Genomic DNA, 16,799 nt, shown 5'->3' on the forward strand with positions numbered 1-16,799 from the left:
GAAGAGGAGGACATACTACCGATATCGCTGAAACTGCGAAACCGTTGCTGTCACTATGCCCTCCTCGTACTGCCAAACTAATTAATCAGCCACAACGTACCGAAGTGCGAAGCGTTCTTGGCGTCTCCCACACCGGAAGACCATTCGATATAACCCTCGCGGCCGCTGCCATCGTTGTCGTTGACGAGGAATGAGAAGCCTGCGGCCTTCAAGGCCGAACCAGCGCCGAAACCATCAAGCTCGGCAAACGGAATACTCAGCTCATAGAAGGTTGTACCGTTCGCTTCATCGCGAATGACGGCAATTTCCCCATTCTCCATCAACCCGCCTTTGGCAAAGCCCATTCCTTTAAATAGCTGAGGCTCGGCTCCATCGGGTTTACCGATTTGCATCTCGTATACTTGCGGCCCATAACCGGTTCCTGCCGAGTTCGTGGCGTCGAATGCCAGCTGAAGTGAATCGCCCTGCCACATGCCTCCACCCGATTGCGGCTGGAAGGCTTTCTCATCCTTCACCACCGCCAGCACGTACAGCTTCGATGCATCCCACATCAGCTTCACGTTCGCCGAAACATCGTTTACTTGCCAGTTCGCGCGATAATTCACGCTAACTTGCATCTGCTCGTTTGCAATCGCAGATGCGGCTAATTGCCAGCTGTCATCTGCGAGGCCGTCGATTATGGGAGCCTGAGAGACTTGATTAGCCGTCACTACATAAAGCTTCTGCTCGAAAGGAATCGTTTCTCCGCCTGTGCTTACGCTTCCGTTTATCGACAGAGTGCCTGTTGCTTTCGTTCCGCTAAGCGGAGCCAACGTGTATGGAAGTGAAACCGTTGCCCCCGGCGCAAGCTCAAATGTCGTCTGTCCCAACGTCAGCCCCCAACCTGATGGAGCAGGCAGTGTCACTGTACCAGACAAGGGAAGGTTTGTCGTGTTCGCAAGCTGCACGACCTTCTTATCGACTTGAACTGCCAATTTCGGAACAACGTCCAGGGCAACCTTCTTGGCAGCTAATGCCGTCTTCGAACCAAGCGGTTGAACAGTTGCCTGAACGGTACCGAGCTCAGCAGCTGCCAGCGGCTTTAATTGAAAAGTGATCGTCTGGCTTGCGTAAGGCTTGACCTCGTAATCGCGGAACATCCCCTTCGCTGATGTAAACCAACTCTTCGGAATCCCTTTCAGCTCCAGCGTTCCTGCGAGCTTGCGGCTACTATAGTTATAAACCTCGACTGAGAATGAATTATCGAAACCCCGTGTCAGCTTCGCATTGCCAATCCGCGTATAGGGACTGTTCATAATCCAGGCTTCCGCAGGATCGACAGGCTTCCCTGTAGACAGCTTCTTCGTCGTTCTGGGGACAGCTCGGTTGACGTACGACCGGAGGTCACTCCCTTGCACGTATATCGGCTGTGCAGACAGCTGTATCGTCACTTTCCCTTTGTTAGGCGCAACCGATGAGGAGTTGCCGAAGAAATCGAATACCGTCACGGACTTGGATGAGGTTAACTGAATCATCTTGGAAGTCGTCGACCATAATGCAATAACAGGCTCTGCTCCATGCCGATCGAATGCAAGTGCGGTCACGCCATCGCCATCGCTGCCAAGACTAACATCTCCTGCATAAGCACGACCCGACAATACTCGATTCATGGCAGCCACCGCTGGGTAAATCGGCTTCACAGCACCGCCAACACCGGAATCGGCAAGGCCGAATTGCGTATCGGTCGCAATATTGAATGAGTACAGCGTATTCTTCTCGACGCCCATCGCATCGGCGAGCAGATATCCCTTCACCGTGTAGAGCGCTTGTTTATCCGCACCTTGCTCATCCGTTCTCCAGCCCCACTCCGTCAGCCAAACCGGCTTGTTCGGCATTTTCGCTTGAACGCCTGCGATATCGTGAACGAACGCATTTCCGGCTTCCGGATCTCCCGCCTGGTAAGGATGAATAACTACGGCATCGGTATATTTCATCGCTCCCTGAGCGATCATTTCATCCAAATAGCTGCCGCCCGTTCCCGATAGACCGCTCATGACGACGGTCGCAGAAGGATCTGCCCGCTTGGCCGCCAAATATCCAGCCTTCAGCAACTCTACATACGCTTCCGCCGAATGCACCGGTCTGAAGAAGCCATCCAGATTCGGCTCGTTCCATATCTCCCACAGATCGACGGTATCCTTATACCGCATTACCGTCCGATAAACGAAGTCTGCATATTCGCCAACTGTACGCGGTGGGTAATGCTCGGGCATCTCAACACCGCTTGCTGCAGTACTCGCCCAAGTCGCACTATAAGCCAGCATGCCGATCATTTGAAGGCCGTTCTTCTTGTTCGCCGCTACAATTCGATCATAGAGCGACCAGTTATAGGTGCCCTTCGAAGGCTCAATCGTGTTCCACAGAAAATCATTGCGGACCAGCTCAGAACCCGATAAACGGATGAGCTCTGCCTCTTGCTGGCGGAGAGCATCACTCGCGAGGTAATCATAGTGCGTCGAGAAGCCGTTAAGTGAATCGGACTGCGAATGTTTCCCTGCTGAGGAAGGAGCTGCAACAGCAGCGAATGCAGTCGTCATAGCAGACGTCAAGCCTCCATCATCCTCCGTGACCGCTTCAAACGTGAAGTATCCGTAGCTCGGCGCTATGAATGACGCGGACAAGCTTACTTCTCCTCCGGCTGTGATGACGGGAATAGCTATGCTTCCTGTCAGCACCTTCGTACCCCATGCATCCTTCACTGTATAGTTCAGCTTTCGCGTCTGCGAGGTCGACGAAGATCTGCTATTGCTCAGCTTCGCTTCGATCTTGATATTCTTGCCTTCGAACACCGATCCCGCTTTCTGAGCGGCCAGCTTCGCTATCTTTAACGATGGTTCACGCACCACCGGAGGCAATAAACCGCCCTTGTAGAACGAGAAGCTATCAAGCTCCCAGTAACCGGTGCCATTCTCTTCCGGACTGATATTAATGCCATTGATCAGGCTCCAATCCAGCTTCCCATCGCCGCCGCCATCCTGGTACGCGAGCTCCGAGGCTGCGATTGTCACGGGCGTCCAGCCGCTGCCTTTCACCTCGATAACGGAACGGAACTTGTCCCCGCCATCCTTCTCCTCAAGGCCAACGGAATAGTGCCGATCCGTTCCGTCACCGCGAATCATGAACTTCAGTGCCTGCGTGCCTTCAAGCTTCCAGTCCGCAGGAATGGTTCCATGCGCGACAAGCCCCCAGCCTGCATCGGAACGCGTATAGGTGAATCGAGCACCAAGACCTGCCACACCTTCTGTCTCTGTTTTTGCAATCTGACTGCCATCTCCGGCCCACAATCCCCAATCACCGAAGGTGTCAGGAGAGAAGCTGTTTGTGAAGCTGGGTTCGAACGCCCCTAAAGTCATGTCGTCAATCGTAAGTTGACCGGAGCGATTCATCTCAGGACTGATATTGATGGCGTTCACTTTGTCCCAATCGAGATGCTGGTCGCCGCCATCCTGATAGGTGAGCTCCGAAACCGGAATTGTAATAAGCGTCCAATCCCTCTCCCCAATGGTCACCAGCTTGCGGTATTTGTCTCCCCCGTCTTTCTCCTCCACGCCAACGTAGAACGTCTGCTCTTCCCCATCGCCTTTGGCATAGAACTGGATGGTCTTCATACTATCGTCCAGATGCCAATCCGCAGGCAGCTCCGCATGTGCGACCAGCCCCCAGCCGAGCGCGGAACGATCATAATCAATACGTACCGCTTGGCCGGATACGCCGGTCACGCTTTCTTGCTTGACCGAGCTGCCTTCCCCTGCCCACAACCCCCAACCCGTAAATACATCGGGATCGAAGCTATTCGTCCATGTCCCAGAAGCTTCCGCCGCCGATGCACCTTGATTAGGCAGCCATAACGGAACCGCTACAACGAGTGCCAGCAACCATTTGACGATCAACCCTGCCTTCACTTGCTTCCCCAATTTGCTTCCTCCTCCATAATCCATATCTCTTACCAACACCGTTTACTGATGTCATCCTGAATGATATAGCGTTTGGAAGCGTTTACTCTACGACGTACGGTGACAATTCCGACGTTTCCGTTACCTCGTCGGCAAGTTTGCGATATAAAAAACCTCCGATGCCATCATCGGAGGCTTGAACTAGCTATTTATTGAATTTTTGCCGGTATTCCTTGGGGCCGATGCCGACGATCTTACGAAACACTTTCGCGAAGTGAGATAAATTCGTGTATCCCACCGACTCTGCGATATCGGATACTTTACGATCCGTGTCTGACAACAATGCCTTGGATTTCTCCACTCGGGCATGCATGATGTAGTCCGATAACGCAATCCCCGTCTCCTTCTTGTACAAACGGGACAAGTACGCCGGGTTAAGAAAGACATGCTTTGCGATATCTTCCCGCTTCAGTTCTTCGTCCATGAGATGCAGCGCCACGAACTGATGGATTGTGTCGATAACTGCCCTCGTGTCCGGCACTTGGCCATGATAGACCTCGAACGCTTCCTCAAGCGTTTGTTTTGCCCAAGAATGAAACTGTGACAACGACCGAATGCCGACTCTTGCGGCGTAACCGCTGTGGATCGGTAACCCTTGGCGGTGAAACGATCGATAGAGTAAATGCTTGATCGAGGTCGTCAGCATGTCTACCATATCCGCCGTTGCCTCGCGTTCCCTCATCGCCTTTACCGTATCTTCCAATCGCTTGAACAGCTCATGCTTATTACCTGCTTCGAAGAGTACCATCCAGTCGTCGACAGGTGCAAATGGAATGACCTGCTGTGTCGTACGCCCCGCCGATTCCGACCACATAAACACATGGTTCGACTCGGCCACGTTATCTTGTTCCTGCTCCAATAATGTTCGATAGGAGGCGGGTAAGCTGGAAAGCTCCGTCCCTTCCCCGATATAACAGGAAATCTCGCAGTAGAAATACCGCTTAGCCGCTTCAAGCATGCTCCGGCAGCGATTCTTCAATTGCTCAATGCCATCATCACTGTTTACCCCGTCATAAAGTAGAGCCACATTAACACCTGACCTGTCTTGCATCACCACACCACGGCCATCCGAAAGCAAAATTTCCGCTGCCGAATTCCGGATCGCATACTCCATGATCTCTTCGTCCCGGGTATCGAGCTCTTTGTTCCACTGTTCCACGCTAATCAAGATTGGAAGCACCGTTTGATGAGAAGACAGCGGCAGATTATAGAGATGGATCGCCTCGTCGATATTATCCGGCGAAGAAGAGATGCGCTGGCTCAAGAGATCCTGCCAGAAGCGTTCAATGAGGAGCGGCTTCTGCTGTACCCATCTGTCGTGATAACGCCGGTACGTTTCCTGATAAGCTTTGGCTTCACGCTTCTCACCGATTTCCTTCAAGGCTTTGACGACAATTCCCTTAAGCTCGTCATAATCGATCGGCTTTACGATATATTCATAGCTTCCCAGATGAATGGCCTGCTGGGCATAGCTGAAGTTGGCATGTCCGGTTAGGAAGATCGTTTCCGTCTCCGGAAATTGCTCGCGCGTCCATTCGAGGAGCTGAATCCCGTTGTCACCGGGCATCTCGATGTCCGAGATCAGGAGATCTACGTTCACGCGGTTCATCAGTTCTTTCGCTTGCTTGGCGCTGTAAGCCTCGTAGATGTTATCGATAGGCAGGTCCGCCCAATCAATGCCTTGCGTAATGCCGGCGACCGAATATTTCTCGTCGTCTACGATCAATAGATTAAACATGTTCATTGCCTCCTCCGTCTGTTCCCATGTTGAAAGGTAAGGTCAGTCGAACGATCGCACCGTCCGGATCGCCGTTCGCGAAGTGCGCTGACGCCTTGTCGCCAAAATACAGCTGCAGCCGATGAATCACATTCCAGATCCCGATGTGGCTGCCATCCGCCTCCTCCATATAACTTCCCGATGCGAGCTTCAACAGCTGCTCGGCAGGGAACCCTTCTCCGTTGTCGGCAATCTCGACGACGAATCGCTCCGGATCATCCGGAAGCGCTTGCGCAACCATCCGAACAAAGAACGACTCGCCTTCCATTCGCATGCCATGAACGATCGCGTTCTCGACGAACGGCTGAATCGATAGCGCCGGTATGGAAGCTTCTCCCCACGGTGCCGGAATGTTGATCTCAAAATCCAACATATCGGGATATCTCAGCTTTTGGATTTCCAAATAATTGCGAATATGCTTCATTTCTTCGTTCAAGGTCACATGCGACCGATTCGTCCTAATGGTGAATTTGAAGTAATCCGCCAAATATAACGCCATCTTCTGCACATTCCCGTACAGCTTCAGCGTAGCCAAGCTATAAATAATATGAAGGCTGTTCAAATAAAAATGGGGATTGATCTGTACCTGCAGATGCTTCAGTTCTGCTTGTTTGACGCGTAGCTCCTGTTCATAAATGCCGATCCGAAGCTGCTTGATCTGATCGGCCATATGATTATAGGTAGATGATAGGAATGATAGCTCGCTGGTCTTGTCCTCAGCCAGTCGGAAATTCAAATCCCCTTGAATGATCCGCCGCATACCGCGCATCAGGTCGCTGAGCGGCATGAACAGCACTCGCCTGAGCAGAAGGATGTACAAGCACAGCACCAATACAGCGCCGATCGGAATGATCCATGCCGCCCTTAAGAAGAAGGTAAGCCGCTGAAGCAGGTTTCGCTCAGGTACGAGAACAACGATGCGGATATCTGACAGCTGTGATTTCGTACCTACAGCAAGCTTCTTCCCCTCCGGCTGATCCAGCACTACATAGGAATCGTTCAACAGGTCGAGTTGAGGGCGAAGATCATCCAGACCGGAGTCCGTTAATGAGGAGGACGTCAATGGCTCGCCTTTCGGTCCGAGCACCATAGCCTCCCCGCCTCCCCCGAGGTTCAATTGGCGGAACGGAACCAGCAAGCTCTTCACGTCAATCCATGCGCCGAGCATCACATCCGGAGAGGCATGAACGGCCGTGAACAATCCATATCCCCGACCGTTGTGCAATACGGTCCAGCCGGCATGATCGTTCACGCTGCTTTTATCCAGCCAGTTGGCCAGTTCACCGAAATCTTTATAATTACCGTCCGTAACGGTTAAATCTTGCGCATTGCGAGAATAGACGAAGAACGTATTGATTGTACTGTACAGCACGAGATCGTCCCGCAGTCGGTTAATGATGCGCGCCTTGCGCATCTGATACTCCCCATCACTGTCTGAGAATAGGTTCAAAGACAGCACATCAGGATCGCTGGCAGCCCTAGTCAGCAAATATTTACTCGTATCTTCAAGCACTTGATCGACCTTGCTCTGCATGAACAAGTCCACCAAATCATTATTGGAGGACGCTACTTTCTCTCGTACGACATGAATGGCATAAAAGTTCGTATAGAGATGATAGGCGACAAGTGGAACGAGCACCGCGAATATGCCGATAATGAGCTTAAACTGGAGCGATTGGAACACCTTCATCGGAATCGATCCTTTTCAGTAGATAGAGTTGGGTACATTCGATTATCTCACACTGCGTGAAAAGTCGTCCACGCTGTACGGTGCACAATTGAACGTTTTCGTTACCTCCTCAGGTGAGGAAGAAACGCAAAAAAGGCTGCCCGTCAAGGCAGCCTCCCCGCACTACTATTGCATGCAATCCTTACAGCCGATCCCAATCAAATAGAACGCCGATCGCCGAGGTACGGTCTTTCATCAAGAAGTCATACGCAGCAGGCGCTTCAAGCGGCGAGTACGTATGCGTCATCAAATGATCCGTGTTCATGCGACCTTGGAGCAGGTAATCGTAGAATACGGCTGTCATCTGATCACCGGTCACGCCGTTATAGTTGCGCGTCATGCTGGCATGAACACCAAGAATAGCTACGGAGTTCGAAACAACGCGCGGTCCGATCACTTGCTTTGATGGCTGCGTTGTATCCCCCAGCAATACGACACGGCCCATTTCCTTCGCCAGCAGTGTAGCTGGTGCCAGTACTGCCGGATGGCCGGTGATATCATACACCACGTCGCACATGCTTCCGCCCGTGATTCGGCGCACTTCTTCAGCCGCTACATCAGCAGCAGCGCAGATCGTGTGCGTCGCTCCGCTCTTGCGGGAGAACTCCAGTCGTGATTCCGCCTGATCAATGGCAATAATTTGTCTTGCGCCGGCCGCTCTCATATACTGCACGACTAGCTGGCCGAGCAAGCCTTGGCCGATGATGGCAACCGATTCGCCGAGCTTCAGTTCCGCGCGACGCGTGCCTACTTGCGTAATTTGTCCAAGCGTCAGCCAGGAAGCTTGTTCATCCGTAATGCCGTCAGGAATCGGCTTCACATTGTTCGCATGGGTATTGAAGTATTGTCTGTGCTGCATATTGGAGGTGACCCGATCGCCAACCTTAAACAATTCGACGCCTTCACCGACTTCAATAATTTCAGCAGCCATGGAGTACCCCGGATAAAACGGATACTGCACCCAGGACTCCCAGTTCGTATTCGTATCGAAAATCCCGCGCAGGCAAAGCGTTTCCGTGCCGGTGCTGATCAACGATTTTCTGGCTTTGCAGCGCACCTCGCCGGGCTGCAATGGAGCTAGTTCTTCTTCACGTACCTCAACGACCTGCGCCGATGGAAAAATAATATTGGTTGAAATCATTAGGTCAGTTCCCTCCTACACGTCTATACGGACATTGTAGGAGAAAAGAGTACGCTTCCAATAGAGCAGTTTTATCGCTATAATGATCATTTCTTTAGGTTATGGTTTCCTGCTTGAACCTGCGGTACTGAACAGGCGCCATGCCGGTATACTTTTTAAACAGCCTTGTGAAATTAGTCACCTCTGAGAAGTGAAGTGCCTCAGCCACCTGCGTAACACTCATATCCAAGTCGGTGAGCAGCAGCGCCTTCGCCTTCTCGATACGCAATCTGCGCTGCAAACCGATCGGTGACATGCCGTACAGCTCCTTGAATCTGCTGCTGACATAAGCTGTGTTCAAGTGCAGCTGCTGTGCCATCTCCGTTAACGAAAGCGGCTTCTCCGGTTGCTGCACGATTTGGCACAGCATGCCGAGGAAGCTCTGCTGCGCTGCGGCACTATCAGCACCTGTTCGCTGTCCGATTGCCTCGTCAAATAAGAGATACAAGAGTTCAAGCGACTTCGCTTTCTGCAGAATCGCCGCCGGGAGCGACGAGGCATTACGCCTCGATTCCATGAGCTGCTCGAAAACCGTCTCGAAGCGTTCCTTCTGCTTTAACTGATAAATATACGGGATTTGAAACAGCGGAAGCACATCCAGAACCCGCTCCACTTTGTACGTAAAATGCCACCACAGAATAATCGCTTCGTCATCCGTATCCTTATATTGATCATGGATCAAATGGGGAGGAATAAAGATGACGCTGCCTGGCACGATCTCATAGACCGCATCGCCGATTCGCAGCTTTGCCGTTCCTGTTTTGTGATAGGACATCATGTATTCACTCGAGAACGCGCGGTCACGGAAGCTCATTTCCGTGCGCGTATGAATGGCAAACTCCGACACGTTCAGCTCCGCCTGTTGAAGGAGCTTAATCAAGTACTGATTCACTTGCACCCCACCCTGTCTATCTGCCCTAGCTGCATAGTCGCCGTTACTTCTCATTTTATCACAGGGTCACGGGATCGAGGGATTGCCAATCTTCAAACGATCGAATTCATAGATAGCTTGAAGCTTATACTTGCTGTTCTCCTTATCCCGATGATAGAGTCCCATGTAGCCGACATCGGCGAAAATCACCGTTTCCACGTCAGTCCTCATCTCATCGCTGCGGCTGGACTGCCAGTAATAATGCAGCTCCTGAGGTGCTTGGTACCACAGCCAATCCAAATCCGTCATCGTCTTCGTCTCATTGCGATGGGTCAGGACCCAGATTTGAAACAACACATGCGGGTCTTGGATATCAATCTCGGATGCGAGATTAGCCGTCTTCAAGCGTTCCGCTTCTTTCTGAAGCAGCTCATGAATCTCGGAATCGGAAGAGATGGTCGTTATGGATCGCACTTCATTGAACTGCGCAGCATATTGATCTGCCTTGGCATGCACTTTTAGCTCGTGGAAGGAGATGGTTGGCAGATAGAAATTAGCCGCAACCGTAACAAGACCGAAGATCAGTGCCTTCTGTAAGAAGCCATGCTTCTTCTTGTTCATGTAAGAAAGTCCGATGATGAACCCTACCGGTATCAATACCCGACTAATATTGACGTAGAAATTACATAAACAGTAGAACGCGACGATCATCAGCCACATCCGTATCGACATGGCTTTACGCTGATCGAGATAGGAAAGCAGCAGCAATGCCAGCAGCCCAAACCAAATCATGATGTTCATAGCGATCTAGTTGATTCCGCGAATGGTGTTCGTTTCGGTCGATACGAAAGAAACATTTTGCCGCCAGCGCAGCTCCAGCTCCTGATTCTGATCCTCGAATTGAACCTCAAAAGTCACGATAAACGGGGTTTCGACAAAACGTAACGTTATATTGAGCGTGTCTTGCTCCTGCCAAGTAAAGCTGGACACTGCACGCTCCTTGGAACGCGCACTTGGCTCCGGTTGAAGAAGCTTGCTGTTGCCTTCCTTCCACGTGCAGCGTCCGCAATTTATGGTATACAGCCCTTCGGCTCCTTCGAATGTAACAATAGCTTCGTCCCGCTCAAAGCGGAACGTCAGAGATTCCCACTGCTGCGGGTTGTCATTCAGCTTATATCGTTTATTGGATACGGAATCCTCCAGCGCAGAGCTCTCGCCGAAGTGCGGCGGACTAAGAGCTAAGGATGCCAGCTGCGCGGATAGCTGTGCGGCTTGTTCGCCATTTGCTCCAAGGGGGAGCGGTCGTTCCTCTACATTAGGAAGAATATGCGTCCAGATGGCATCTATAACGCCCTGCATGTCATTCGTGCTGCTCGTGATGGCGATCACCATATCTTGCTCCGGCAACACGATGCAGAACTGGCCGAATGCACCATCCCCACGGTACGCACCGTGCCGGCATTGCCAGAACTGATAGCCATACCCCTGTGCCCATTCGTTGTCTCCGCCATCGCCATTGTCAATTTGTTTCGAAGTCGCTTCCTCGATCCAAGCTTCGGAGATGAGACGCTTGCCTTCCCATAACCCCTTCTGCAAATAGAGCTGCCCGAACTTCGCAACGCCTTCCGTAGTCAGCGCCAATCCCCAACCACCGATGCTGATTCCACGAGGACACTCTCCCCATGTCGCTCCCATAATCCCAAGCGGCTCAAACAATCTAGACTGCAAATAATCAATCAGCTTCTGTCCGGATACCTTCTGAAGAATGGCCGACAGCATGTAGGTCGCTCCACTGTTATAAACGAAATGAGTGCCCGGCTCCCGCTCCACCGGAGCATGCAGGAAGGCCCGTATCCAATTGCCATCCTCACTAGTTAAGAGATTAACAATGGTGTCCGTTTCATTACCGGTTCCCATCATGAGCAAATGGCGAATACGCATCAATTGCAGATTAGGTGAAGGATCCTGCGGTGTCTCCTCCGGGAAGTAGGAAATGACGGCATCATCAAGGGATAACAGTCCCTCCATCGCGGCCATTCCAATGGCTGTAGAGGTGAAGCTCTTGCTGAGCGAGAACAGCGTATGCGGCAGCTGCCTTGCATAAGGTGCCCACCAGCCCTCGGCTGCTACATGGCCATTACGCATCATCATCAGGCTATGAATTTCGATTTGACGCTTCTGCCAGTCATTCAGTAAGGCCGTAATGGCCTGCGGACGAATGCCCAGCTCTTCGGGCCGGCTTCTAGGCAGGCGCAGCTCTGTTCTTGTCATTTTGGAACCGCCTCTCAACGTTATGGCTTATTCTGATTATCATGGCTGCCAAAATCATTCCAATTGGTCTTAATCTGGTTCATCAGCTTGGAGATGGGCCGTTCAAACTCTGCAGCAACCAGATAGCAGATACCCACAATTAATGCGAGCCTACTCATGACTAAGGGACCATTACCTACATACTCCAACATGGCATTGAATAATTCACTGTTCCAGGAAGTTACGTTCGAGCCGAATATAGCAGCTGATACATACCAGATGCCATATAGAAAGGCTGCGATAATAATGAAAATAATACCGACCGTTCTTCTATGCATACCTACCTCCTGCGAGTTGATGGCAGCGCTATATTAGTGATTCGTGATGGCAGGTCAATTGGTTCGCGGTTTAGATTCTTTCCGCGGAATGCTCTAACGAACTGTACAGCGCTTTTTGCCTCAAAATAGCTCCAAAAAAAATCTAACGAACCGTAGAGGTCTTATTTGCCCGCAAATCCCTCTATAAAAATTCTAACGAATCATAGAGGTCCTATTTGGCGGTTTTCGGCTATTTGGGGGCCGATTGCTCCCGAATAAGGCCCATACGGTTCGTTAGATTCCTGGAGGTGGGAATTCCGACCAAATAAGGCTCCGACGGTTCGTTAGCTTTCCGCGGAATGCTCTAACGAACTGTACAGCGATTATTTGCCTCCAAATAACGCTCAAAACATCCTATCGAACTCTGAAGCCTTCCGTGGTCCCGTTCCATGACTTGAATAATCTAACTCCCAACTGGTATTATATCCCATATCTATCGGGCTGGCATTACTTTTCAATCTCCATGTTACTTAAGAGCTTGAAGCTCATACAGTACCTGCTTTGATCGTGCGCACCCAGCCATCAACACACAATTCCAGCCAATACTTCCCTTCAGCTGCATCCGCCTCTGTCGCATTAAGCAGCCACACCGGCAATTGCTCACGAGCGATGCTGCCCAGCGCTTCTATGTTAACTGTCGACGGGTCGATGTGCTGAATCATCTGCGTTTCGCCTTTTCCCGCATGACCGATCGGAATCGGCCCGGCATTGTCCGGCGGATATTGCAAATATTTATCGATGCCCCCGACCTGTATCGTTTCGAAAATAAGTGGATTCGGCAGTTCTTCCATCGCCTTCCATCCCCAGGAATTCCCCCATTCCAGCGCTTCCTCGCGCAACAGCTCCGCTGCCGCACGTCTCAGGCTAAGCGCCTGCAGCCCTTCCATGCCCTGATGATGCTGCACAATGTAAATCCGCTTGAAGCCAATCATACGAAACCGCTTCAGCAGCTCCTTGACGTAGACATAGAAGGGCTCCGGGTCAAAATCAATCTCCCCATCCAGAGGCCCGCCGGCCCAGGAAAGGGTTGGCCCGAACGAAATCGGCGGCGCTACGACACAAGGACTCTGCTTCTCCACCTCGGTGCATATATAGTCCGCAAGCATGACATCCGTTCCAATCGGCAGATGAGGACCATGATATTCCACCACGCCTGCTGCCATAATGAGCGGCAATCCGTCACCCACCGCTTTACGAATTTGCTCGGGACGCATTCTCGTCAAATACATCTTCATAATCCTCCTCGATCGACTGATGGCGTTTTCACTATTGATTCATATTCTGCTTCGCACCTATCGAAACCTGTAAGATTGCGATAGTACGACTAATAAAAAAGCGACTGCACTTCCCACGTGGGTAATGCAGCCGCTTATTATTATACTGTCCCTACTATCCGGTCATGGCTTATCAAGCCAACCAACTAACCCCCATCTCCTCCAACCTTTCGATTACGATAACGTCATCATCCTGGATCAAATTGCTGTGCTAAGCACAACCAATCAACGAGAGTTCGAAAAACGGACTCTCAGCGCAGAAAACGTGACGCAGAGAAGCTGAGAGTCGAGAAATCGAACTCTCAGCTTCATTCCTTACCTTCAAGCTTCCTCAATCCGTGAGCGTCTGCTGTTCGCTGCGCTCCGCTCGAAGCACAGTCGGTCCTATTGCAAGGGCAAGCAGAAGGAGTGCAGCACCGATAATTAGAGAGACCCCGTAGCTTTGCAGCCAATATGGACTGTCCTCGATTTGCTTATACAGCCAGCCTCCGAAGAGTGGACCGACAAACCCGGTCACACCGGTAAGTGCCGAGAACACGGCCACATACATCGGACGATCAGACTTTGGTGTATCGCCGATAATAAAGTTAAAGACAAGCAAGTTGTAGCCGCCAAGCCCGGCGCCAAGCGCGATGTTGACAATAGTTAGGACGAGCAGGACTGGCAGAAACTCAATCCCTACCCATAGCACACAGGAACCGGCGATGATCGGCAGCGCCCACAGCAGCAGCGTCCGCGAATCGAATCTAGTATTGAGGTTGCCCCAATAATAGTAGCTGAACATCGTCGTTAGCATCTGAACCGTCGTAAGCACCGTAATGCCCCACTTACTGATATGCAGCGTCTCTAGCATTACATACGAGAATAACGGAATCACCGCATTTTGCAGCAAAATAAATACCGCAATGAATATCGTCGCTTTCATATAGCTTCTATCTTTAAGGGGCTTGAGGAAGAGCGCTGCAGAGCTCGATGCTGTCGATTTCTCGAACGGCGGATTCGGATAACGCCACAGCTCGATCCCATTCCAGACCGTGCATACTGCACTGACAATGTACAGAATGACAAATCCGGTCTCATCGTTCATGCGTTCCAGAATTTGTCCGCCTACAAGCAGCGTTATGCTCCCAACGGCCCAGTGAATCGTGTTTCGAATGCCGAAATAGCGTCCGCGCACTTGCGGCGGCACCATATCCGCAACGATAGAGGTCCAGAAGACCGTACTTGTGGAGGCGCAAATAAAGGAAATGAGAAATAAACCGATAAAGACGTCGACCCGCAGCTCCTCTGAGACAAAGAACGGAATAAGCCCGGTCGCAACCCAGAACAGTCGATGGATGGTACCGAATATCGTGAGGAGCAGCTTGCGATTATTTAACCGCTGCATGTAGAAAGCCGCCACCAACTGCACGAGATTGGCAAGAGCAGGAATAGCCATGACCAGCCCGACATCCGATGCCGAGCCGCCCAAATACACGACATAAATGGTTAAGATAGGACCGCCAAGCAGGTTCGCGATAATGACAGCCGGTATGCCTTCCATGATGGAGGTCAGTAATCCTCTGCGTTGTTCGGACATTTGCTTTCGGCGAAAAACAGACATTAAGTGGTTCCAGAAATTCATGCGGTTATCTCCCTCGTGATGTTACACCTATGAATGGCCGCGCTATATAAAAAGTGTTAAACGAGCAGCTCGCCAAGTGTGCGCACCATAACTCCTGTACCACCTTTAACTTCCCATGACCGATCCCGCTCCAGCCATGCCGTACCGCCGATGTCCAAATGCACCCACGGCTTCTCCTCTGCGAAGGCGCCGATAAACAAACCGCCGATGCTTGCGCCGCCGTAGCGTCCCCCGCCATTCTTCATATCTGCGGCATCACTGTCCAGTTGCTTGCGGAATTCCGGGTACGCAGGCAGCGGCCAGATACGTTCCCCGGCTCGCTTGGATGCGAGAATAACCTGCTGCTGAAGCGTCTCATCATTCGTAATGACGCCTGTAGCGACATCTCCAAGCGCTACCATAACCGCTCCGGTTAAAGTCGCAACGTCAATCAGCTTCGTTGCTCCGCGGCGGATGGCTGTTGTGAGTCCATCAGCGAGAACGAGTCGGCCCTCCGCGTCGGTATTCACAATTTCAACTGTCGTGCCGTTCATCATCGTCAGAACATCGCCTGGCTTCATCGCCCGATCGGAAGGCATATTCTCCGCTGTCGGAATGACGATAACAGCATTGAGCTTGGGACGCAGCTCGCCTAGGACACGCGCCAGTCCCAGTACGGCAGCAGCGCCGCCCATATCGGAAATCATCTCTTCCATCCCAAGGCCCTTTTTCAAGGAAATGCCGCCTGTATCGAAGGTGATGCCTTTACCGATAATGCCCCATTTGTCCTCGTCACCTGGAGCGCCTTCATACTGAATAACAATCATACGCGGAGGGTTAATACTGCCTTTGCCGACGCCAATAAGTCCACCCATCCCCAGCTTCTCACATGTCTGTTCATCCATAATTTCAACATGGAGGTTATAAGCCTGTGCCAGCGTCTGTGCTTCGTTTGCCAGCACTTCCGGGGTCAAGGTGTTGCCAGGCAAATTGATCAAATTCCTTGCTAACACAACGGACTCCGCGAATACAACACCTCGGCGGGTACCGCTCTCCCACTGCTCCGCTGCTGCGGCTGCCAGTGGTTCCGGTAATGTCTGTGTTACTGTAAAAGCAACTTTATTCACGAGGGACTGCCTACGGTTGTCAATCTTCTTTGCCGTCGTACGTGTGAATAAGCCGAGAATATAACCTTCGGTTATCGCCTGCGCAGCCTGACACACTGTGAATACGGCTGTTCCAATTGCCAGCACCTGAGGCAGCAGCTGTACTACACTCGCAGCCTTTAACCGCTTGGCAGCTTTAGCCGCTGTAGCCGCTGCATCCCGCAGCCCATCAACCGTAAGATGATCCTGAGAAGATATGCCGACGAAGATCACATGCGACTCCGGCAGCAGTCCTAACGTTGGCAGCACAAGCGTTTCACGGAGATCACCTTTGAAGAGATCCTTCTCAACATGCTGCCGCAGCGCTTCATCCAGCTGCGGATGGATGCCTGCCACTGCCCCTCCGGGCTGCTTTAGTTCTTCTTTACTGATGAAGGATACGACTACATCGGCAGCATCTGCTGCATTCCGTGCGTTCTTCGTCTCATATGTGAATGTAATACTCATCGTCTGTAAACAACTCCTGTCTTGAAACTCGTAGCCTGCACAAGGCTAATCAACACAAAAAAACCGGGTTTCCCCGATTTCCTAGTTCGTCCTTGTCATGCAGCTCTGATGGTCAAGCATGATCAGCCTCTGC

Annotated in this window: 11 protein-coding genes; all 11 read right to left on the minus strand. The window is 51.6% G+C overall.

Annotated features, from left to right (window positions below; translation table 11 throughout):
• Positions 1-77: 77 nt before the first annotated feature.
• The 11 genes from AC506A_RS20570 to AC506A_RS20620 all read right to left on the minus strand — a co-directional run bounded on the left by AC506A_RS20570 (position 78) and on the right by AC506A_RS20620 (position 16,666).
• Positions 78-3,953: a sugar-binding protein gene (locus tag AC506A_RS20570; RefSeq protein WP_495462890.1), complete on the minus strand. Its 3,876-nt coding sequence runs from the start codon at positions 3,951-3,953 to the stop codon at positions 78-80.
• Positions 3,954-4,137: 184 nt separating this feature from the next.
• Positions 4,138-5,730 (minus strand): response regulator transcription factor, encoded by a 1,593-nt coding sequence (locus tag AC506A_RS20575; RefSeq protein ID WP_495462891.1) that lies wholly within the window; start codon positions 5,728-5,730, stop codon positions 4,138-4,140.
• Entirely contained in the window at positions 5,723-7,459 is a 1,737-nt protein-coding gene (locus AC506A_RS20580) for a sensor histidine kinase (protein WP_495462892.1), read from the minus strand. Before AC506A_RS20580 ends, AC506A_RS20575 begins: the two co-directional genes overlap by 8 nt.
• Before the next feature lie 181 nt (positions 7,460-7,640).
• The gene (locus AC506A_RS20585) at positions 7,641-8,639 is read right to left on the minus strand and encodes a zinc-dependent alcohol dehydrogenase (protein WP_495462893.1); all 999 of its coding nucleotides are present in this window, start codon (positions 8,637-8,639) and stop codon (positions 7,641-7,643) included.
• Between the two features lie 94 nt (positions 8,640-8,733).
• Positions 8,734-9,570, minus strand: a complete 837-nt coding sequence (locus tag AC506A_RS20590; RefSeq protein WP_495462894.1) for a helix-turn-helix transcriptional regulator — start codon at positions 9,568-9,570, stop codon at positions 8,734-8,736.
• A 66-nt stretch (positions 9,571-9,636) separates the two neighbouring features.
• On the minus strand, positions 9,637-10,350 hold the full coding sequence (locus tag AC506A_RS20595) for a hypothetical protein (RefSeq protein ID WP_495462895.1): 714 nt from the start codon (positions 10,348-10,350) through the stop codon (positions 9,637-9,639).
• A 6-nt stretch (positions 10,351-10,356) separates the two neighbouring features.
• A complete protein-coding gene (locus tag AC506A_RS20600; protein ID WP_495462896.1) occupies positions 10,357-11,820 on the minus strand; it encodes a serine hydrolase domain-containing protein in 1,464 nt (487 codons plus the stop codon).
• A gap of 20 nt (positions 11,821-11,840) precedes the next feature.
• A complete protein-coding gene (locus tag AC506A_RS20605) occupies positions 11,841-12,137 on the minus strand; it encodes a hypothetical protein (RefSeq protein WP_495462897.1) in 297 nt (98 codons plus the stop codon).
• 524 nt (positions 12,138-12,661) lie between these two features.
• Positions 12,662-13,405, minus strand: coding sequence for a creatininase family protein (locus AC506A_RS20610; RefSeq protein WP_495462898.1), 744 nt, complete (start codon positions 13,403-13,405; stop codon positions 12,662-12,664).
• A gap of 376 nt (positions 13,406-13,781) precedes the next feature.
• Positions 13,782-15,074 carry an MFS transporter gene (locus AC506A_RS20615; protein WP_495462899.1) on the minus strand — a complete coding sequence of 431 codons (1,293 nt, stop codon included), beginning with the start codon at positions 15,072-15,074 and terminating at the stop codon, positions 13,782-13,784.
• Between the two features lie 56 nt (positions 15,075-15,130).
• A complete protein-coding gene (locus tag AC506A_RS20620; RefSeq protein WP_495462900.1) occupies positions 15,131-16,666 on the minus strand; it encodes a leucyl aminopeptidase in 1,536 nt (511 codons plus the stop codon).
• Positions 16,667-16,799 lie beyond the last annotated feature (133 nt).

The organism is Paenibacillus sp. N22P23 (assembly GCF_059383735.1).